20 protein-coding genes and 3 pseudogenes are annotated in these 16,373 nt (G+C 73.1%); 14 read left to right on the top strand and 9 right to left on the bottom strand.

The genetic code is table 11. The features are described 5' to 3' along the window. Nucleotides 1–32: 32 nt before the first annotated feature. Both MMR14E_RS19785 and MMR14E_RS19780 read left to right on the top strand, forming a co-directional pair. Complete coding sequence (locus MMR14E_RS19785; RefSeq protein ID WP_331316638.1) at nt 33–578, top strand: DUF2243 domain-containing protein; 546 nt, start codon at nt 33–35, stop codon at nt 576–578. Further along, nucleotides 575–730: a hypothetical protein gene (locus MMR14E_RS19780; RefSeq protein ID WP_331316636.1), complete on the top strand. Its 156-nt coding sequence runs from the start codon at nt 575–577 to the stop codon at nt 728–730. The genes MMR14E_RS19785 and MMR14E_RS19780 overlap by 4 nt, the downstream gene beginning before the upstream one ends. A gap of 46 nt (nt 731–776) precedes the next feature. Here MMR14E_RS19780 and MMR14E_RS19775 read toward each other — a convergent pair whose 3' ends face one another. The 3 genes from MMR14E_RS19775 to MMR14E_RS19765 all read right to left on the bottom strand — a co-directional run bounded on the left by MMR14E_RS19775 (nt 777) and on the right by MMR14E_RS19765 (nt 3,091). Next, nucleotides 777–1,538 (bottom strand): amino acid ABC transporter ATP-binding protein, encoded by a 762-nt coding sequence (locus MMR14E_RS19775; protein WP_331316634.1) that lies wholly within the window; start codon nt 1,536–1,538, stop codon nt 777–779. Further along, on the bottom strand, nt 1,535–2,215 hold the full coding sequence (locus MMR14E_RS19770; protein ID WP_331316633.1) for an amino acid ABC transporter permease: 681 nt from the start codon (nt 2,213–2,215) through the stop codon (nt 1,535–1,537). The genes MMR14E_RS19775 and MMR14E_RS19770 overlap by 4 nt, the downstream gene beginning before the upstream one ends. Before the next feature lie 78 nt (nt 2,216–2,293). Next, the gene (locus MMR14E_RS19765) at nt 2,294–3,091 is read right to left on the bottom strand and encodes an amino acid ABC transporter substrate-binding protein (RefSeq protein WP_331316631.1); all 798 of its coding nucleotides are present in this window, start codon (nt 3,089–3,091) and stop codon (nt 2,294–2,296) included. A 235-nt stretch (nt 3,092–3,326) separates the two neighbouring features. Between MMR14E_RS19765 and MMR14E_RS19760 the strand changes: the two genes are divergently transcribed. Beyond that, nucleotides 3,327–4,253, top strand: coding sequence for a dihydrodipicolinate synthase family protein (locus tag MMR14E_RS19760; RefSeq protein ID WP_331316629.1), 927 nt, complete (start codon nt 3,327–3,329; stop codon nt 4,251–4,253). Between the two features lie 51 nt (nt 4,254–4,304). Here the strand turns inward: MMR14E_RS19760 and MMR14E_RS19755 are convergent. Further along, nucleotides 4,305–4,526 (bottom strand): annotated as a pseudogene (locus MMR14E_RS19755) (EscU/YscU/HrcU family type III secretion system export apparatus switch protein); the annotation flags it as partial. After that, nucleotides 4,514–5,707: a pyridoxal phosphate-dependent aminotransferase gene (locus MMR14E_RS19750; protein WP_331316627.1), complete on the bottom strand. Its 1,194-nt coding sequence runs from the start codon at nt 5,705–5,707 to the stop codon at nt 4,514–4,516. The gene MMR14E_RS19750 and the pseudogene MMR14E_RS19755, both read right to left, overlap by 13 nt. 259 nt (nt 5,708–5,966) lie before the next feature. On the opposite strand from MMR14E_RS19750, the gene MMR14E_RS19745 reads away from it, so the two are divergent. The 4 genes from MMR14E_RS19745 to MMR14E_RS19730 are packed head-to-tail and all read left to right on the top strand — an operon-like array spanning nt 5,967 to nt 9,149. After that, nucleotides 5,967–7,385, top strand: coding sequence for a cytochrome ubiquinol oxidase subunit I (locus MMR14E_RS19745; RefSeq protein ID WP_331316626.1), 1,419 nt, complete (start codon nt 5,967–5,969; stop codon nt 7,383–7,385). Between the two features lie 7 nt (nt 7,386–7,392). Then, nucleotides 7,393–8,400 carry a cytochrome d ubiquinol oxidase subunit II gene (gene cydB / locus MMR14E_RS19740; RefSeq protein WP_331316625.1) on the top strand — a complete coding sequence of 336 codons (1,008 nt, stop codon included), beginning with the start codon at nt 7,393–7,395 and terminating at the stop codon, nt 8,398–8,400. Continuing rightward, the gene (locus MMR14E_RS19735) at nt 8,400–8,522 is read left to right on the top strand and encodes a DUF2474 family protein (protein WP_331316623.1); all 123 of its coding nucleotides are present in this window, start codon (nt 8,400–8,402) and stop codon (nt 8,520–8,522) included. Before cydB ends, MMR14E_RS19735 begins: the two co-directional genes overlap by 1 nt. A 48-nt stretch (nt 8,523–8,570) precedes the next feature. Next, nucleotides 8,571–9,149 carry a GbsR/MarR family transcriptional regulator gene (locus tag MMR14E_RS19730; RefSeq protein WP_331316621.1) on the top strand — a complete coding sequence of 193 codons (579 nt, stop codon included), beginning with the start codon at nt 8,571–8,573 and terminating at the stop codon, nt 9,147–9,149. Nucleotides 9,150–9,277: 128 nt separating this feature from the next. On the opposite strand, the gene MMR14E_RS19725 is transcribed toward MMR14E_RS19730, so the two are convergent. Further along, complete coding sequence (locus MMR14E_RS19725; RefSeq protein ID WP_331316619.1) at nt 9,278–9,973, bottom strand: GntR family transcriptional regulator; 696 nt, start codon at nt 9,971–9,973, stop codon at nt 9,278–9,280. Nucleotides 9,974–10,251: 278 nt separating this feature from the next. Then, a complete protein-coding gene (locus MMR14E_RS19720) occupies nt 10,252–11,190 on the bottom strand; it encodes a LysR family transcriptional regulator (protein ID WP_331316617.1) in 939 nt (312 codons plus the stop codon). A 119-nt stretch (nt 11,191–11,309) separates the two neighbouring features. Between MMR14E_RS19720 and MMR14E_RS19715 the strand changes: the two genes are divergently transcribed. The 7 genes and pseudogenes from MMR14E_RS19715 to MMR14E_RS19685 all read left to right on the top strand — a co-directional run bounded on the left by MMR14E_RS19715 (nt 11,310) and on the right by MMR14E_RS19685 (nt 15,397). Next, on the top strand, nt 11,310–12,233 hold the full coding sequence (locus MMR14E_RS19715) for a ring-cleaving dioxygenase (RefSeq protein WP_331316615.1): 924 nt from the start codon (nt 11,310–11,312) through the stop codon (nt 12,231–12,233). Between the two features lie 69 nt (nt 12,234–12,302). Further along, complete coding sequence (locus tag MMR14E_RS19710; protein ID WP_331316612.1) at nt 12,303–12,935, top strand: alpha/beta hydrolase; 633 nt, start codon at nt 12,303–12,305, stop codon at nt 12,933–12,935. A 34-nt stretch (nt 12,936–12,969) separates the two neighbouring features. Next, nucleotides 12,970–13,380: a DoxX family protein gene (locus tag MMR14E_RS19705; RefSeq protein WP_331316610.1), complete on the top strand. Its 411-nt coding sequence runs from the start codon at nt 12,970–12,972 to the stop codon at nt 13,378–13,380. A 78-nt stretch (nt 13,381–13,458) separates the two neighbouring features. Next, nucleotides 13,459–14,280 carry an alpha/beta hydrolase gene (locus tag MMR14E_RS19700; protein WP_331316608.1) on the top strand — a complete coding sequence of 274 codons (822 nt, stop codon included), beginning with the start codon at nt 13,459–13,461 and terminating at the stop codon, nt 14,278–14,280. 113 nt (nt 14,281–14,393) lie between these two features. Then, nucleotides 14,394–14,579: pseudogene (locus tag MMR14E_RS19695) on the top strand (gfo/Idh/MocA family oxidoreductase); the annotation flags it as partial. Next, nucleotides 14,510–14,728: pseudogene (locus tag MMR14E_RS19690) on the top strand (hypothetical protein); the annotation flags it as partial. The pseudogenes MMR14E_RS19695 and MMR14E_RS19690, both read left to right, overlap by 70 nt. Nucleotides 14,729–14,755: 27 nt before the next feature. Then, nucleotides 14,756–15,397 carry a hypothetical protein gene (locus tag MMR14E_RS19685; protein ID WP_331316606.1) on the top strand — a complete coding sequence of 214 codons (642 nt, stop codon included), beginning with the start codon at nt 14,756–14,758 and terminating at the stop codon, nt 15,395–15,397. 18 nt (nt 15,398–15,415) lie between these two features. Here the strand turns inward: MMR14E_RS19685 and MMR14E_RS19680 are convergent, their stop codons facing one another. Further along, nucleotides 15,416–15,868 (bottom strand): (deoxy)nucleoside triphosphate pyrophosphohydrolase, encoded by a 453-nt coding sequence (locus tag MMR14E_RS19680; protein WP_331316605.1) that lies wholly within the window; start codon nt 15,866–15,868, stop codon nt 15,416–15,418. Continuing rightward, nucleotides 15,865–16,373, bottom strand: a 509-nt coding sequence (locus tag MMR14E_RS19675; protein ID WP_331316603.1) for an SIMPL domain-containing protein, incomplete at its 5' end; no start/stop codon positions are given. The genes MMR14E_RS19675 and MMR14E_RS19680, both read right to left, overlap by 4 nt.

Here is a 16,373-nt window from a genome sequence, read left to right as displayed (position 1 = left end):
CGGCCTCGGGATCCGCCACGCCGGAGTTGCGCATGGGAGCGGCTGACAGAGCGGCTGACGGGGCGCCCGGCAGGGCGGCCGACACCCGGGAGCGCGCCTTCCCGCTGAGCGCCGGCATCCTGTTCGGGCTCGGCCTCGGCGGCTTCTTCGACGGGATCGTGCTGCACCAGGTCCTGCAATGGCACCACATGCTGAGCAGCTGGTACCCGATCGACACGATCCCGAACCTCGAGTTGAACACCCGCTGGGACGGCCTCTTCCACAGCGCGACCTACGTCTTCGTGGTCCTCGGGCTGTTCGTCCTCTGGCGCGCGGCGCACCGCACGCACCTCGACTGGTCCAGCAAGCTGCTCGCCGGGTCGCTCCTGATCGGCTGGGGCCTGTTCAACCTCGTCGAGGGCGTGATCGACCACGAGATGCTCGGCGTGCACCACGTCAACGAGCGGGCGCCGCCGGAGCAGTGGCTCTACTGGGATATCGGCTTCCTGCTCTGGGGCGGGGCGATGCTCGCCGCGGGCCTGGGCCTCGTGGTGGTCGGCAAGGGCGAGGCGGCGTCGCGGGCGCGGAATCCCGCGTGAGGGCCGCCGGTCCCGGCCTGCGCCCGGTCCTGCCCTGGCTCGCCCTGGCGGCCGGCCTGATCCTCGCCACCCTGCCGGCTTGGCGGCCCCTGGTCTTCGGGACCGCGCTCACCCTCGAGGATCTCCTCACGCTGCGCTGCCTGTCGCGCTGAATCCCGCGTCCCGGCCAGTTCCGTAGGCCCCTTCTCAGGCCTCTTCTCACGCCACTTCGGCCGCCTCGCCGAGCAGCGTCCGGACGAACCGGCGGGTGCGCGGGTCGGCCGGCCGGGCGAAGACGTCGGCGGCCGCGCCCTGCTCGACGATCTGCCCCCCTTCCAGGAACACCACCGTGTCGGCGACGCGCCGCGCGAGGCGCAGGTCGTGGGTCGCCATCAGCATGGTCGTGCCCGCACCCGCGAGGCCGGCGAGCACGTCCACCACCTCGGCGGCGAGTTCCGGGTCGAGGGCCGAGGTCGGCTCGTCGCAGAGCAGCAGGCGCGGGGAGGGGGCCAGCGCCCGGGCGATCGCCACCCGCTGCTGCTGGCCGCCCGACAGGCTGGCGGGCCAGTCCGCGGCCTTGTGGGCGAGGCCGACGCGCTCCAGCAGCTCCAGGGCGCGCGCCCGGGCCCGGGCCTGCGGCCACCTGCCGACGGTGACGAGCCCCTCGGTGACGTTCTCCATCACCGTCCGGTGGGGGAAGAGCTGGAAGTTCTGGAACACCATGCCGGTCTGCCGCCGCACGGCGAGCACGTCCCGCCGCGCCGGCGGGCTGCCCGGCCGGAAGGTGAGGCGGATCTCGCCGAGGGTCAGCGTCCCGGCCTGCGGGACCTCCAGCAGGTTCGCGCAGCGCAGGAGGGTCGACTTGCCCGAGCCCGACGGGCCGATCAGCGCCGTGACCCGGCCCTCCGGCACCGCGAGGTCGACGCCCCGCAGGACCGGGTTGTCGCCGAAGCGCTTCTCGATGGCCGACAGGGCGATCACGCGCGGGCCTCCAGGTAGCCGCCGTAGCGCCCGAGGCGCCGCTCCAGCAGCGTCTGGAGCCAGGACAGCAGCGTCGACAGGACGAGGTAGATCAGCGCCACCTCGATGTAGAGGATCAGCGGCTCGTAGGTGACCGCGACGATGCGCTGCGCCGCCTGGAACAGCTCCGGCACCGTGATGGCGGCCGCGAGCGAGGTGTCCTTCACCAGGGCGATGAAGGAGTTGGCCAGCGACGGCACCGCCACCCGCGCCGCCTGGGGCAGGATCGTGCGGCGGAGGGCCTGGACCGGGGTCATGCCGGTGGCGTAGGCCGCCTCCCACTGCCCCTTCGGGATGGAGGCGATGGCGGCGCGGACGATCTCGGACGTGTAGGCGCCGACGTTGAGGGTGAACCCGATCACGGCGGCCGGGAAGGCGTCGATCAGGATGCCGGCGCTCGGCAGGCCGTAGAAGATCACGAACAGCTGCACGAGGAGCGGCGTGCCCCGGAAGATCCACACGTAGAGCCACGCCAGCCCCGCGAGCGGCCGGGGCGCGAACAGGCGCACGAGGGCGGTCCCGAGCCCCAGGCCGAGGCCGAGCGCGAAGGCGATGAGCGTCAGCGGAACGGTGAAGCGCAGGCCGGCCGCGAGCAGCGGCCCCAGCGACTGGAGCATGAGGTCGAGCCAGTGCGGCACGGGGCGGCGTCTCCTACCGGGCGATCGAAGCGAAGGGCTGTGCGGGACCGGCGCCCGGGCGGGAGCGCCGCTGACGGATCACTTGGAGACGTCGGCCCCGAAATACTTCTGGGCGATCGCCGCGTAGCTGCCGTCGGCCCGGATCGCCTCCAGCGCCTTGTCGATCGCGGCCTTCAGCGCCGGGTTGTTCTTGCGCATGATGATCCCGGAGGCGTCCGCGTCGGCCTGCTCGGCGGCGATCTTCACCGGGGCGTTCGGCTTCTGCTTGTGGAAGTCCAGGAACGACAGGCTGTCGTTGACGGTGGCGTCGGCGCGTCCGGTGAGGACGAGCTGGACCGACTGGTCGAAGCCGTCCGTGCCGACGAGCTCGGCGCCGGACTGCTCGGCGAGGCGCGCGAAGTTGCTGGAGAGGCTCTGGGCGGCCTTCTTGCCCTTCAGGTCGGCGAAGGACTTGATGTCGGACCGGTCCGCCCGCGTGATCAGCACGGCCCGTGCCCGGATGTAGGGCTCGGAGAAGTCGAACTTCGCCTGCCGCTCCTTGGTGATGCCGACCTGGTTGATGACCACGTCGTAGCGCTTGCCGTCGAGCCCGGCGATCAGCCCGTCCCACTTGCCCTCGAGGAATTGCGGCGTGACGCCCAGCTGCTCGGCGACCTTGCGGCCGATCTCGACGTCGAAGCCGACGAGCTGCCCGGACGCGTCGTGGAACGTGAAGGGCGCGTAGGTGCCCTCGGTGCCGATGCGCAGGGTCTTGGCGGCGCGAATCGCGTCGAGATCGTCGGCCTTCGCGGGCGCGGCGACGGGCGCGGCGAGGGCCGCGCCGAGGAGCGCCGCGACGACGAGCGCCGCGACGCGGCTGGCAGAGAGGGATCGCATTATAGTAGCTCCGAAAAGAAAACGCTGTTCTCGTGCGGCCGCCGCGCGTGATCTCGGCTGTCGATGGACAAAGCAAAGAAGAGCTCGGCCGTACAGGAAAGCCGGTGCGCTTGTCGACAGCGCGGTGCGCGCGCCGGCCCGCGCCAGGATCGAGGCCGCGTGCTAAGAGGCGCCCGGATCCCGCCCGCGGACACGCTCGTCCGCCGGATGCGCGATCCCGGCAGGAGGACCGCGCATGACTTCGCCCGCCCACGCCTATCGCGGCGTCTTCCCGGTCGCCCCCACGGTCTTCGACGCGTCGGGCGCCCTCGACCTCGACGGGCAGCGCCGGGCCGTCGACTTCATGATCGACGCCGGCAGCCAGGGCCTGTGCATCCTGGCCAACTTCTCCGAGCAGTTCGTCCTCACCGACGACGAGCGCGAGCGGGTGATGCACGCCGTGCTGGAGCACGTGGCCGGCCGCGTGCCGGTGATCGTGACGACGACGCACTTCGCCACGCAGGTCTGCGCCGAGCGCTCGCGCCGCGCCCAGGCGGCCGGCGCCGCGATGGTGATGGTCATGCCGCCCTACCACGGCGCCACGATCCGCGTGCCGGAACTCGGCCTGTTCGAATTCTTCCGCGCGGTCTCGGACGCGATCGCGATCCCGATCATGATCCAGGACGCGCCGGTAGCGGGCACGCCGCTGTCGGCGCCGCTCCTGGCGCGCATGGCCCGGGAGATCGCCAACGTCGCCTACTTCAAGATCGAGACCGCGGGCGCCGCCTCCAAGCTCCGCGAGCTGATCGCGCTCGGCGGCGACGCCGTCGTGGGCCCCTGGGACGGCGAGGAGGCGATCACCCTGATGGCCGACCTCGACGCCGGCGCGACGGGTGCGATGACCGGCGGCGGCTACCCGGACGGCATCCGCCAGATCACCGACGCCTACGCGGCCGGCCGCCGGGAGGAGGCGATGGACGCCTACGCGCGCTGGCTGCCGCTGATCAACTACGAGAACCGGCAGTGCGGCCTGCTCGCCTGCAAGGCGCTGATGGCCGAGGGCGGTGTGATCGCGAGCGAGACCGCGCGGCTGCCGATCCAGCCCCTGCACCCGGCGACGCGGGCCGGCCTGATCGAGCTCGCCCGGCGGAACGACGCGCTGGTCCTGCGCTGGGGCCGCTGAGGCGGGGGGACACGGGCCCCGGTCGCGCGGCCCGCGCCCGGCTCAGTGCNGGTTCTCGATCACCGCGACGCCGTGCTCGGCCGCGACCGCGCGGATGCGCAGCGCGAGCGCGTCGACGCCCTTGGCGACGCAGACCGGGGCGGCCATGCCGGTCTCGTAGCGCAGCGCCACCGCGTAGTGGGTCGGGTTGGTCACCACGACGGTGGCGGTGGGGACTGCGGCCATCATGCGCTTCTTCACCCGGGCCATCCGGAGCTGCTTCAGCCGAGCGCGCCCGCGAGCCGGCGCACCGCCTCCCGCGCCAGCTCCGGGCTGATGGCGAAGCACATCCGCACCAGACCCTCGCCCTCCGGCCCGAAGGCGGTGCCCGGCGCCACGCCGACCTTGGCCTCCCGCAGCAGGCGCAGCGCCAGGTCGAGACTCGGCTCGTCGCCGCCCATCCGGGCCATGAGGTAGAACGCCCCGTCCGGCGGCGCGACCGTGACGCCCGGCAGGCGCGACAGCCCCTCCACCAGGATCGCCCGCGCCTCGGCGCAGCGGTCCACCATCGTGCGGATGAAGCCGTCGCCCTCCTCGAGGGCCGCGATGCAGGCGTGCTGGACGAAGGTCGGGATCGAGGTCGTGCTGTACTGCCCGAGCTTGGCGAAGGTCGGCGCGAGGCCGCGGGGATAGATCACCCAGCCGGCCCGCCAGCCGGTCATCGCCCAGTTCTTCGAGAAGGTGTTGGTCACGATCAGCCGGTCGTCCTCCGTGCAGATCTGCAGGAAGGACGGCGCGATCCGGTTGCCGTAGGTGAAGTGCGCGTAGACCTCGTCCGAGAGGATCCAGAGGCCGCGCTCCCGGGCGAGGTCGCGCAGGGCCGTCATCTCGGCGAGCGGCATGGTCCAGCCGGTCGGGTTCGAGGGCGAGTTCACCATGATCACCCGGGTGCGCGGCGTGATCGCCGCCGCGATGTCGGCGAGCGGCAGCGCGAAGCGCCCGTCCGGCAGGCGGCGGTAGGGCACCGTCACCGGCACGCCGCCGGCGATGCGGACCGCCTCGGCGAGATTGGGCCAGGCCGGGGAGGGGATGATCATCTCGTCGCCCGGCTCCAGCAGCACCTGGGCCGCCTGCATGATCGCGTTCATGCCGCCCGCCGTGACACCGAACCGGTCCGGCGGGATCTCCACGCCCCAGTGGCGGGCGTGGTAGGCGCCGAGCGCCGCGCGCAGCGCCGGCAGCCCCAGCGACGTGGTGTAGCGGGTGTGCCCGGCCAGCATCGCCCGGTGCGCGGCCTCGACGATGAAGGGCGGCGTCGGCAGGTCGCCCTCGCCGATCCACAGCTTGACCACCTCCGGGTCGTCCCGCCCGCGATCCGCCACGAGGCCGATCTGGCTCGTGCCGATGCCGCGGATGCGCGCCGAGAGCGCGGCGGCGAGATCGACGGGCGCGGCGGAGACGAGGGTGTCGGCCATGGTGGCGCGTGCTCTCCGTGCGTCGGGACGCGGCGTCCCGTCGCGCGGCGCGCGTCCAGGGGCCCGCGTGGTCCCGACCTGTGAGGAATCCGGCGACCCTGACGCGTTCGGGCGCGGACGTCCAGATCCCCAATGCCGGACCGACCCCGGACGCCGGCGCGTGGCCGGGGCGCCACACCGGCGTTGCAGTGTCTTTTGGCTTTTCAGAAATTTCTGAAATTGCTATAGGGAGAGTCGCGCACAGAGCCGGAGGCACGACGTGCTCGCCAATCTCGACCCCCTGATCCTCGCCCGCATGCAGTTCGGGTTCACGGTGGCCTTCCACATCGTGTTCCCGGCCTTCTCGATCGGCCTCGCGAGCTTCCTCGCCGTGCTGGAGGGGCTCTGGCTCGCCACCGGGCGCCAGGTCTTCATGGATCTGTTCAAGTACTGGCTCAAGATCTTCGCCATCGCCTTCGCGATGGGCGTCGTGTCCGGGCTGGTGATGTCCTACCAGTTCGGCACGAACTGGTCGGTCTTCTCCGACAAGACCGGCCCCGTCCTGGGGCCGATGATGGCCTACGAGGTGCTCTCGGCCTTCTTCCTGGAGGCCGGCTTCCTCGGCGTGATGCTGTTCGGCATGACGAAGGTCGGGCCGCGGCTGCACTTCGCGGCGACGCTGATGGTCGCGTTCGGGACCTTCTTCTCGGCGTTCTGGATCCTGGCGGTGAACTCGTGGATGCAGACGCCGGCGGGCTACGGCACCAACGCCGAGGGCCAGTTCGTGCCGCTGGACTGGTGGGCGATCGTGTTCAACCCGTCCTTCCCGTTCCGCCTCGTGCACATGGTGCTCGCCGCCTACCTCACCACCGCGCTGGTCGTGGGCGCGGTCGGCGCGTGGCACCTGCTGCGCGACCGGGCCAACCCGGCCGCCCGGACGATGTTCTCGATGGCGATGTGGATGGCCGCCCTGGTCGCGCCGGTCCAGATCCTCGCGGGCGACGCGCACGGCCTCAACACCCTGGAGCACCAGCCCGCCAAGGTCATGGCCATGGAAGGGCACTTCCGGAGCCATCCGGACGGCGCGCCGCTGGTGCTGTTCGGCCTGCCCGACCAGGAGGCCGGCACGGTGCGCTACGCGGTCGAGATCCCGAAGCTGTCGTCGCTGGTGCTGAAGCACGCCCTCGACGCGCCCCTGAAGGGGCTCGACAGCCTGCCGCGGTCGGAATGGCCGCCGGTGCCGATCGTGTTCTGGTCGTTCCGCATCATGGTCGGCCTCGGGATGCTGATGCTGCTCCTGGGCGCCCTGAGCCTCCTCGCCCGCTGGCGCGGCACCCTCTACGCGTGGCGCCCGCTGCACCGCTTCGCGGTGGCCATGGGCCCGGCGGGCTTCGTGGCCGTGCTGGCCGGCTGGATCACCACCGAGGTCGGGCGCCAGCCCTACACGGTCTACGGCCTGCTGCGCACCGCGCAGTCGGCCTCGCCGCTGCACGCGCCGGCGGTGGCGGCCTCGCTCGCCGCCTTCGTGGTGATCTACTTCGCGGTCTTCGCCATGGGCACCGGCTACATCCTGCGCCTGATGGGCCGGCCGCCGCATGCCGGCGAGAGCGGGATCGAGCCCGGCGCGCCGATCCGGACGGCGGGCATCACGCCCGCCCCGGCGATCGACCCCGACCGCCACCTCCAGCCGGCCGAGTGAGGGACCCATGGCCTACAGCTTCGACCTCACCGTGGTCTGGGCGCTCGTGATCGCCTTAGCGGTCTTCGCCTACATCGTCATGGACGGCTTCGATCTCGGCATCGGCCTGCTGTTCCCGGTCCTGCGGCCGGGCGCGGAGCGCGACACCGCCATGAACTCGGTCGCCCCGGTCTGGGACGGCAACGAGACCTGGCTGGTGCTGGGCGGCGGCGGCCTGTTCGCCGTCTTCCCCCTGGCCTACGCGGTGATCCTGCCGGCGCTCTACGCGCCGATCATCGCGATGCTCCTCGGGCTGATCTTCCGCGGCGTCGCCTTCGAGTTCCGCTGGCGCGATCCCCGCCACCGCGCCGCCTGGGACGTGGCCTTCGCGGGCGGCTCGCTGGCGGCGGCCCTCGCGCAGGGCATCGCGCTGGGCGCGCTCCTCCAGGGCATCGCGGTCGAGGGGCGGGCCTATGCCGGCGGCCGGTGGGACTGGCTCACGCCCTTCAGCCTCCTCGTCGGCGCGAGCCTGGTCGTCGCCTACGCGCTGCTCGGGGCGACGTGGCTGGTGATGCGCACCGAGGGGCTGCTCCAGCTGCGGGCCCGGCGCCTGGCCCTGCGCCTCACCGCGGCGACGGTGGCGGCCATCGCCCTCGTCAGCGCGGTGACGCCGTTCCTCCAGGGCCGCTACTACGAGCGCTGGCTCGCGATGCCGAACGTGCTCGTCACCGCCCAGGTGCCGCTGCTCGTGGCGCTCGCGGCCTTCGCCCTGTGGCGCACCCTGCGGGGCGGCGCCGAGCGGGCACCGTTCCTGATCGCGCTGGGGCTGTTCGCCCTGACCTTCCTGGGGCTGGGCATCAGCATCTTCCCCGACATCGTGCCGGGCCGGATCACGATCTGGCAGGCGGCCGCGCCCGAGGCGAGCCAGATCTTCCTGCTCGCCGGCGCCTCGGTCTTGATCCCGATCATCCTGTCCTACACCGCGTACGCGTACTGGGTTTTCCGCGGCAAGGTCGACGCGCACGGATATCACTGATGGCACCCGCAGCAGAACAGCCCCTCTGGAAGCGCCTCGCGTGGTTCGCGGGGCTCTGGGCCTCCAGCATCGTCGGCCTCGGCTTCGTCGCGACGGTCCTCCGGTATTGGCTCAAGAGCTGATAGACCGGGGGGCGCCCGCCTGACCTCTCCCCGCGTCGGATCCCTGCCGTGCAGCTGCCCCCGCTCGTCCAGACCTTCGTGCTGCATTTCGGCGAGATGGGCTCGCGGTGGGGCATCAACCGGACCGTGGGGCAGATCTACGCCCTGCTGTTCGTGGCCGAGCGGCCGCTCAACGCCGACGAGATCGTCGAGCGGCTCGGCGTGTCGCGCTCCAACGTCAGCATGGGCCTGAAGGAGCTCCAGGCCTGGAACCTCGTCCGGCTCCAGCACCGGCCCGGCGACCGGCGCGACTACTTCACCACGCCCGAGGACATCTGGCAGATCGTCCGCACGCTGGTCGAGGAGCGCAAGAAGCGCGAGGTCGACCCGACCCTGACCCTGCTGCGCGAGCTCCTGATGCAGGAGCCCGGGACCGAGGAGGAGCGGCACGCCCAGGCGCGGCTCCGGGAGATGCACGACCTCTTCGAGCTGTTTGCCGGCTGGTACGCCGACGTGCGCCGCCTCGACACCGAGCGCCTCGTCCAGCTCCTGACCCTCGGCTCGAAGGTCCAGAAGGTCCTGGAGATGAAGGACCGCCTGACCCGCCTGCCGGGCCGGATCGGCGGCCGGTCGGCCAAGCAGGACTGAATCGGCCGGCCTGAACGGGCCGGCCTGAACGGGCCGGGCTGAATGGGCCGGACTGAATGGGCCGGCCTGAACGGGCCGGACTGAATGGGCCGGACTGGGCCGCGCGCCCGCGCGGGCCCGGTCGCCGCTCACGCCTCGACGTGCGCGCCGCGGTAGAGGGCGATGAGCGAGGCGCCGATATGCTCGATATGGCGCCGCAGGCAGGCGGCCGCCGCGTCGGACTTGCCGGCCTCGCACAGGGCCAGGATCTCCGCGTGCTCCCTGACCGCGCGGGTCGCGTCCTCGGAGGTCGAGATCTGCAGCCGCGTCGGCCGCTCGCAATCCTGCAGCAGCGCGGACACGATCGCCAGCGACCGCGGCCGGCCGGCGTGCCGGATCATGTCGAGGTGGAACCGGCTGTTCAGGCCGCCCCACCGCAGGACCTGACCGGTCTCCAGCGCCGCGCCGTACTCCTTCGAGAGGGCGTCGAGATCGCGGATGTCGTCGGGGGTCAGGTGCGGGGCCGAGAGCAGGAGCAGTTGCGGCTCCAGCTGGACGCGCAGCTGGAAGATGTCCTCGACCTCCTGCAGCGACAGGCCCGTCACGACCGCGCCGCGATGCGGCACGATCCGCACGAGCTTGCTGGCCTCCAGCTGCAGCAGGGCCTCGCGAACCGGGATCCGGCTGATCCCGAATTCCTCCGCCAGGGCGTCCTGGCGCAGCTGCACCCCCGGCGCCAGATCCCCGTTCAGGATCTGCTCGCGCAGCGAATCGGCGACGGCCGCCGCCACGGTCTTGTGCCGCAGTCGGTCGGGGGCGGGACGTCCGGGGACCGCAGGGGGCATCAACGCCTCGATAGAACGTATACAATTATACGGGTCTGATCCGTGCCTGGAAAACCCGGGTTTGTCCAATGCCAGATTGTCCTAAACTAACCTGAGGTTAGCGAGCGGGCGTTCTTTACAGCTTGGAGGTCCGCCGGCGGGCGCCCTCCGCGGTTCGCGTTGGCAAGGAACAGGCCGCCGAGGCCGAGCCGCCGTCTCGCCGATGTCGCGCCGGCTCGACTGCGGCCTTGATCCAAGTGAACGACGGCGCTGGGCTCGAGGCGGGTGCCGCCACGGCGCTATCGGTCCGCCGGAGCGCGCCGGAGCTCCGGCGCGGCCCAGGGCGCCTGGCCGAGGGTCTGGGCGAGGTGGGCGATCAGCGCCGTCACGCGCGCCGGCCGCGGATCGCCCGGGGGCATGACGAGGTGCAGGGCGATCGGCGGCGGCGACCAGGCCGGCAGCACCCGTTGAAGGCGCCCGGATTCGAGGTCGTCCCAGATCATGAAATCGGGCTGCAGGGCGAGGCCGAGGCCGGCGCGCAGCGCCGGCGCCAGCGCCTCGGCGTTGTTCGCCCGGAGCTGGCCCGCCGGCACCACCACGGCCTCGGCGCCGCTCCCGTCGACGAACCGCCAGCGGTCGGGGGTCGGCAGGTAGGCGTAGCCGAGGCAGGTGTGGTGGACGAGGTCGTCCGGGTGCTCGGGCCGGCCGTGGCGGTCGAGATAGGCCGGGGTGGCGACCAGCGAGCGGCGGATCTCGCAGAGCCGGCGCGCGCGCAGGGAGGAATCCGGCAGGTCCGCGATCCGCAGGCCGATGTCGAACCCGCCGCCGACGAGGTCGACGACCGCGTCCGAGAGGTGCAGATCCACCGACACGGCCGGGTAGTCCCGCAGGAACGCCGGCAGGATCGGGGCCACGTGCATCACCCCGAAGGTCATCGGCGCGGCGAGCCGCACGAGGCCGCGCGGCTCCGCGGCGCCCGCCGTCGCCAGCGCCTCCGCGGCCTCGCCCTCGGCGAGGATGCGCGCGGCGCCGTCCTTGGCGGTCTGCCCGGCCTCGGTGAGGGCGAGCTTGCGCGACGTGCGGTTGAACAGGCGGGCGCCGATCCGCAGCTCGAGCCGGCTCACCGCCTTGGAGACCGTGGCCTTCGACAGGCCGAGATCCGCGGCGGCGCGGCCGAAGGAGCCGGTCTCCACCACCTTGGCGAACACGGCCCAGGCCTCGAAATCGGGCAGTCTCATCGGTCGCATCCGGAAACGATAGGTTTCCATCGTTTCTATTTTCGCCGCCCATGGCAAGGGGCACATTCCCGTCATCGCAACGGGCCGCCCGCCGCGGCCTTCCGTCGGGAGACATCGCCATGGTTCAGACCGGCCTCCACCACGTCACGGCCTTCTCCGGGCCGGCCCTGCGCAACCTCGACTTCCACACCCGCGTCCTCGGGCTGCGTCTGGTGAAGAAGACCGTCAATTTCGACGATCCGGGCACCTACCACCTGTACTACGGCGACGCGGCCGGCCGGCCCGGCACGATCCTGACCTTCTTCCCCGTCGAGCACGCCGCGCCCGGCCGGGTCGGCATCGGCGAGACCCAGGAGACGGCCTTCCGGGTCCCCCGCGCCTCCATCGGCTGGTGGACCCACCGGCTCATCGAGAAGGGCGTGGCCCACGAGCCGCTGGTCCAGGTCTTCGGCGCGCCGACGCTGCGCTTCCGCGACCCGGACGGCATGATGCTCGCGCTGGTGGGCGTCGATGTCGGGGACGCGGAGGGCTGGGCGTCGAGCGAGGTGCCGGCCGAGCACGCGATCCGCGGCCTGCACGGGGTGACGCTCCTTCTCGAGAGGGCCGAGGCGACCGCCGCGATCCTCACGGAGGTTCTCGGGCTGGAGGAGGTCGGCCGCGAGGGCAACCTGATCCGCTTCGCGGGCAGCGCCGCGCTCGGCGGTCTCGTCACCCTGCGGGCCGTGGGCGGGTTCCTGCCCGGCCGCCCGGGGGCGGGCTCGGTCCACCACATCGCGTTCCGGGCGGCGGACGACGCCGCCCAGGCCGCGATGGGCCGGGCGCTCGCGGCGCGGGGGCTCCACGTCACCGAGCAGCGCGACCGCCAGTACTTCCGCTCGATCTACTTCCGCGAGCCCGGCGGCGTGCTGTTCGAGATCGCCACCGACGCGCCCGGCTTCGCGGTGGACGAGCCGGTCCAGGCCCTCGGCCAGGCCCTCAAGCTCCCGGCCGGCCTGGAGCCGCACCGGGCCGAGATCGAGGCCGTGCTGCCCAAGGTCGCCTGAGCCGCGACCGTCACGCCCGCCCCGCGCCCGCGCGAGGCGGGACCTCTCCCCGTCACCCGTGAGGCCATCATGACCCAGGACACCGCCGGCTTCATCCACCGCTTCGAGCCGGGTCCCGACACCGCGCGTCCGCTGCTGCTCCTGCACGGGACCGGCGGCGACGAGACCGACCTCCTGCCCCTCGGCCGCACGGTCGCGCCGGAGGCCGCCCTGCTGGCGCCCCGCGGCGCCGTCAGCGAGAACGGCATGCCGCGCTTCTTCCGGCGCCTGGCGGAGGGCGTCTTCGACGAGGCGGACCTGCGCCGCCGCACCGGCGACCTCGCGGCCTTCGTGGCGGCCGCCCGGACGCGGTACGGGCTCGGGGCGCCCGTGGCGCTGGGTTTCTCGAACGGCGCCAACATCGCCGCGTCGCTGCTGCTGCTCCGGCCGGAGACCCTGGCCGGCGCGGTCCTGATCCGCCCGATGGTGCCGTTCGCCGAGCCGCCGGCGGCGGATCTCGCCGGCCGGCCGGTCCTGATCCTCTCCGGGGCGATGGACCCGATCGTGCCCGCGGAGAATGCGCGGCGCCTGGCGCAGCAGCTCACCGCGGCCGGAGCCCGCGTCGAGCACCGGATCCTGCCGGTCGGCCACGGCCTGTCGCAGGCCGATATCGGCCTGGCGCTGAACTGGCTTCGCGGCCTCGCACTTCCCGAAGCGGCCTGACCCGGCCGCGCACGACAGCACGGAGCGTTCGACGATGTCCCCGACCACCTCTTCCAGCGCGACCGCCCTGCTGCCGGTGACCGGCCGGGTCCTCATGAGCGCGATCTTCCTCGTGAGCGGCGCCGGCAAGCTCGCGGCCCCGGCCGCGACGCTCGCCACCATCGAGGCCGCGCACCTGCCGCTGCCGCCGCTCGCCTACGCGGCGGCGACCGGCACGGAGATCGTCGGCGGGCTGCTGCTCGTCGCCGGCTACCGCACCCGGCTGGTCGCCCTGGTGCTCGCGCTCTTCGCGGTGGCCACCGCGGTGACCTTCCACGCGGCCCTCGGCGACCAGAACCAGATGTTCCACTTCCTGAAGAACCTCGCCATGGCCGGCGGCTTGCTTCAGGTCGCGGCCTTCGGGGCCGGCCCGCTCAGCCTCGACGCGCGTCGGGGCCGGCCCTGACCAGTCCGGCGATCCGCGCGACCCCTGCCTCTCGCCCTCCGCCTTTCGACACCGCCCATCGCCCCTCGGGAGACCACGATGCCCTACTTCACCGCGCAGGACGGCACCCAGATCTACTACAAGGACTGGGGCACCGGGCAGCCGGTGGTCTTCAGCCACGGCTGGCCGCTCAACGGCGACGCCTGGGAGGACCAGATGCTGTTCCTCGCGGAGCGCGGGTTCCGGGTCATCGCCCATGACCGGCGCGGGCACGGTCGCTCCGGGCAGCCCTGGTCGGGCAACGACATGGACACCTTCGCGGACGACCTCGCCGGGCTGATCGCCCATCTCGCCCTGCGCGACGCGGTGCTGGTCGGCCACTCCACCGGCGGCGGCGAGGTCGCCCGCACCATCGGGCGGCACGGGACAGCGCGCATCGCCAAGGCGGTGCTGGTCGGGGCCGTGACGCCCCAGATGGTCCGGACCGAGGCGAACCCGGGCGGCCTGCCCCGGGACGTGTTCGACGGCATCCGCGACTCGGTCCTGCGCGACCGGTCGCAGTTCTTCAAGGACCTGAGCGGCCCGTTCTACGGCGCCAACCGTCCCGGCGCCGCGGTCAGCGACGGAATGCGGGACACGTTCTGGATGCAGGGCATGATGGCCGGGCTGCGGAACGTGCACGCCTGCGTGGCGGCCTTCTCGGAGACCGACTTCACCGAGGACCTGAAGCGCATCGACGTGCCGACCCTGCTCGTGCACGGCGACGACGACCAGATCGTGCCGATCGACGCCGCGGCGCGCGCCGCCGTCAAGCTCGTGCCGGGCGCCGTGCTGAAGGAGTATCCGGGCGCCCCGCACGGGCTGGCCGCCACCCACAAGGACAGGCTCAACGCCGACCTGCTCGCCTTCATCCAGGGTTGAGATCGCCGATCGAGGCGACCGGCGGCCTTTCCCGCGCCGGCCCGGGCTCCTAAAGCCTGCGGCGGGCCGCGCGCCGCGGCCCGTCAGACGCGAAAAGCCGCACGGATCCCCGCATGCCGACCTCAGACGCACCGCTCGCCCTCGGGATCATCGGCGCCGGCATCATGGGGGAGCGCCTCCTCGGCGCGATCCACGGGGCGGCGGACTCCCCCGTGCGGGTCGCGGCGATCTGGGACCCGTCACCGGAGGCCCTGGACCGGATCGGCGCGGCCTTCCCGGCGGTGCCGCGCGCGGCCGATGCCGCCGCCGTCGTGGCGGCGAGCGACTGCGTCTACGTCGCCTCGCCGCCCGCCTCGCATCTCGGCTACNTCCGCCCGCCTCGCATCTCGGCTACGCCCGCGCCGCCCTGGCCGCCGGCCGGAGCGTCTTCTGCGAGAAGCCGCTGGCCATCGATCGTGCCGACGCCCGCGCCTTCGTGGCGGAGGCGAGGGGCGCGGGCGCGGTCAATTTCCCGTTCGCCTCGTCGCCGGGCGTCGCCACCCTCGAGCGCTGGATCGCGGCCGGCGCGGTCGGCACGCCCCGGGCGCTCACCGTCGCGGTGGAATTCGCCCGCTGGCCCCGGCCCTGGCAGGCCGACGCCGCCCGCTGGCTCGACGCGCGCGGCGAGGGCGGCTTCACCCGCGAGGTGGTCTCGCACTTCCTGTTCCTGGCCCGCCGCCAGCTCGGCCCGCTCGCGGGGCTCGCCGGACGGATCGACTTCCCGGAACCCGGTCGGTCCGAGCGCGCGATCGCCGTCACGCTCACGGCGGGCGGGATCCCCGTCACCCTGACCGGCCGCGTCGGCGGCGTCGCGGCCGACGACCACAACACCTGGACGCTGGAGGGTGACGCGGGCGCCGTCCGGCTGCGCGACTGGGCCATCGCCGAGCGTCTGGGGGCCGACGGGCGCTTCGAGCCGGAGCCCGACGCGATCCCGAACGAGAAGCTGCGGCCGATCACGCTCCGGCGCCAGATCGAGGGCGTCGTCCGCATGGCGCGCGGCGAGCCCCACCACCTCGCCACCTTCGCGGAGGCGCTCGACGTGCAGGAGGTCGTCGAGGCGATCCTGGCGCTCTGACGGCGGCCCCCGACGGGGTCAGGAATCCAGCAGGTCGATGAGGAACGGGATCAGCGGCGCGTCGGCGGGCGGCATCGCGAGGTCGCGCAGCGCCTTGGGGCGCACCCATCTGAGCGCCTGCCCCTCCATCGACCGCGGCGTCCCCGTCCAGCGCCGGCAGATGTAGAGCGGCATCAGCAGGTGGAAGTCCGGGTAGGCGTGGCTCGCGAAGGTCAGCGGCGCGAGGCAGGGCTCCTCGACCCGGATGCCGAGCTCCTCCGCCAGCTCGCGGATCAGGGTCTGCTCGGGGCGCTCGCCGGGCTCGACCTTGCCGCCCGGGAACTCCCAGAGGCCGGCGAGCTGCTTGCCCGCCGGGCGCTCGCTCACCAGGACGCGGCCGTCGACGTCGACGAGGGCGACGGCGACCACGAGGAGCAGGCGCAGGGGCGCGGAAGCGGGGGCGCCCTCGGGGGCGCTTCCGGGCGCGCTCACTGCGCCACCGCGAAGGTGGCCGAGACCTCGGAGGACATCGGGATCGTGCCCGCCTCCAGCGGCACCCGCCGCCCCTTGGCGGCCATAGGTGCCGCGCGGGCCATCTCCAGCGCCGGGCGGTACGGCGTGCCGGTCGCGGCCGTGCTCAGCGTGCAGAGCGGGCCGAGCTTGGCGCCGACCGCCTCGGCGAGGGCCTCGGCGCGGCTCCGCGCGTCCCGGGTCGCCGCCACTTGGAGGGCGGCCTCGCTCTTGTCCGGGTCGCGCAGCCCGAAGCTCACGCCGTCGATGCGGTTGGCGCCGGAGTCGAGGGCCTGCCGGAGCAGGTCGCCGAGCCGGTCCATGTCGGCGAGCCGGACCGTGACGAGGTTGCTGGCGCGGTAGCCGTCGGGCTCCTCGGTGACGGCGCCCCCAGGCCGGGCGACGGTGCGGGTCGCCGCCTGCAGGGTGACGGCGGCCGTGCCGAGATCGGCTGGCGGGACCCCGAGGGCGCGGGCCTGCGCCGAGA

This window comes from Methylobacterium mesophilicum (genome assembly GCF_036441335.1).
Taxonomy (GTDB): Bacteria; Pseudomonadota; Alphaproteobacteria; order Rhizobiales; family Beijerinckiaceae; genus Methylobacterium; species Methylobacterium mesophilicum_B.
Note: the sequence above shows the minus strand (reverse complement) of the source record. Positions and strands in the feature narration are given on the sequence as shown.

What these genes read in the sequence shown, in the direction of transcription:
- cydB (WP_331316625.1), top strand. Translation starts at nt 7,393, where the DNA reads ATGGCCTACAGCTTCGACCTCACCGTGGTCTGGGCGCTCGTGATCGCC.
- MMR14E_RS19735 (WP_331316623.1), top strand. Translation starts at nt 8,400, where the DNA reads ATGGCACCCGCAGCAGAACAGCCCCTCTGGAAGCGCCTCGCGTGGTTC.
- MMR14E_RS19785 (WP_331316638.1), top strand. Translation starts at nt 33, where the DNA reads ATGGGAGCGGCTGACAGAGCGGCTGACGGGGCGCCCGGCAGGGCGGCC.
- MMR14E_RS19725 (WP_331316619.1), bottom strand. Translation starts at nt 9,973, where the DNA reads ATGCCCCCTGCGGTCCCCGGACGTCCCGCCCCCGACCGACTGCGGCAC.
- MMR14E_RS19705 (WP_331316610.1), top strand. Translation starts at nt 12,970, where the DNA reads ATGTCCCCGACCACCTCTTCCAGCGCGACCGCCCTGCTGCCGGTGACC.
- MMR14E_RS19700 (WP_331316608.1), top strand. Translation starts at nt 13,459, where the DNA reads ATGCCCTACTTCACCGCGCAGGACGGCACCCAGATCTACTACAAGGAC.
- MMR14E_RS19765 (WP_331316631.1), bottom strand. Translation starts at nt 3,091, where the DNA reads ATGCGATCCCTCTCTGCCAGCCGCGTCGCGGCGCTCGTCGTCGCGGCG.
- MMR14E_RS19710 (WP_331316612.1), top strand. Translation starts at nt 12,303, where the DNA reads ATGACCCAGGACACCGCCGGCTTCATCCACCGCTTCGAGCCGGGTCCC.
- MMR14E_RS19750 (WP_331316627.1), bottom strand. Translation starts at nt 5,707, where the DNA reads ATGGCCGACACCCTCGTCTCCGCCGCGCCCGTCGATCTCGCCGCCGCG.
- MMR14E_RS19720 (WP_331316617.1), bottom strand. Translation starts at nt 11,190, where the DNA reads ATGAGACTGCCCGATTTCGAGGCCTGGGCCGTGTTCGCCAAGGTGGTG.
- MMR14E_RS19760 (WP_331316629.1), top strand. Translation starts at nt 3,327, where the DNA reads ATGACTTCGCCCGCCCACGCCTATCGCGGCGTCTTCCCGGTCGCCCCC.
- MMR14E_RS19715 (WP_331316615.1), top strand. Translation starts at nt 11,310, where the DNA reads ATGGTTCAGACCGGCCTCCACCACGTCACGGCCTTCTCCGGGCCGGCC.